The organism is Micromonospora sp. D75 (assembly GCF_018070405.1).
GTDB classification, from domain to species: Bacteria; Actinomycetota; Actinomycetes; order Mycobacteriales; family Micromonosporaceae; genus Micromonospora; species Micromonospora chalcea.
The window spans coordinates 1-816 of record NZ_JAGPXV010001096.1 but is presented as its reverse complement, the minus strand read 5'-3'; the positions used below and the strand labels follow the sequence as shown (position 1 = coordinate 816).

Annotated in this window: 1 protein-coding gene; it reads left to right on the top strand. The window is 69.9% G+C overall.

Features of this window, described 5'->3' with window-relative positions; all coding sequences use genetic code 11:
• Positions 1-399 precede the first annotated feature (399 nt).
• Complete coding sequence (locus KBX39_RS32250; RefSeq protein WP_043325541.1) at positions 400-774, top strand: hypothetical protein; 375 nt, start codon at positions 400-402, stop codon at positions 772-774.
• Positions 775-816: the final 42 nt, after the last annotated feature.

The window sequence follows — 816 nt, the reverse complement described above, 5'->3', positions numbered from 1 at the left end:
ACGTCGGTCTGCGGCACGGTGATCTCGTCCAGCGCGCCGTCGCCGTACACGCCGCCGGCGACCCGCTGCTCGGCCCGCCGGGCGGCGTCCTGCCGCATGTCGTCCTCACGCACGTCAACCACCTCGCAGCTCTCTCGGGGTATCGGTGTTGCGTGCCCGAGGGTGGGTGGCTGAAACCGGAACCGGCGGCGGGAGGACCGGTGTGCGCCTTCGTGTCCGGTTCCGGCTGAGAGGCCGAGCGTGGTGGCCATTCGACGGCGACCGGCGGTTACCTTGTCTCCGGCCTCGGGTAGACCCAGGGTGCCCCCGCCACAGAGCGCGAACCGCGCCGTGGCCGACCTGCGGTAGCGGGGCGAGGGTGTGCAGGTTAACGACTCATCAAATCCTGAGGAGGACCAGATGAGCACGCAGGCTGCATCCACCAGGCCGATGAACCGGCCGATGTCCGACGTCCAGAACCGGTCGAGCATGCAGGACACGTCGACCCGGCACATGCCGTCGATGCACGACGGTCACCGGGAGAACATGCCGTCCCCGGGTACGGAGACGAAGCAGGCGTTCCTGACCACCGAGTTCTGGGTGTACGCCGCAGCGGTCGCGCTCGTGGTGATCGCCGCGTTCTGGAAGGGCACCACCGCCAACGGCCTGAACATCAACAACCCGAACCAGGCCTGGTGGTACCTGACCGCGCTGACCGGCGCGTACCTGGTCAGCCGTGGCCTGTCGAAGGCGGGCAGCGCGCGCCGCTCCGGCAAGGAGCGCCGCGGACGTTGATCCGACGCCGCGCGAACGGCGACGCCCCCGGGATCCGTCCCG

What these genes read in the sequence shown, in the direction of transcription:
- KBX39_RS32250 (WP_043325541.1), top strand. Translation starts at nt 400, where the DNA reads ATGAGCACGCAGGCTGCATCCACCAGGCCGATGAACCGGCCGATGTCC.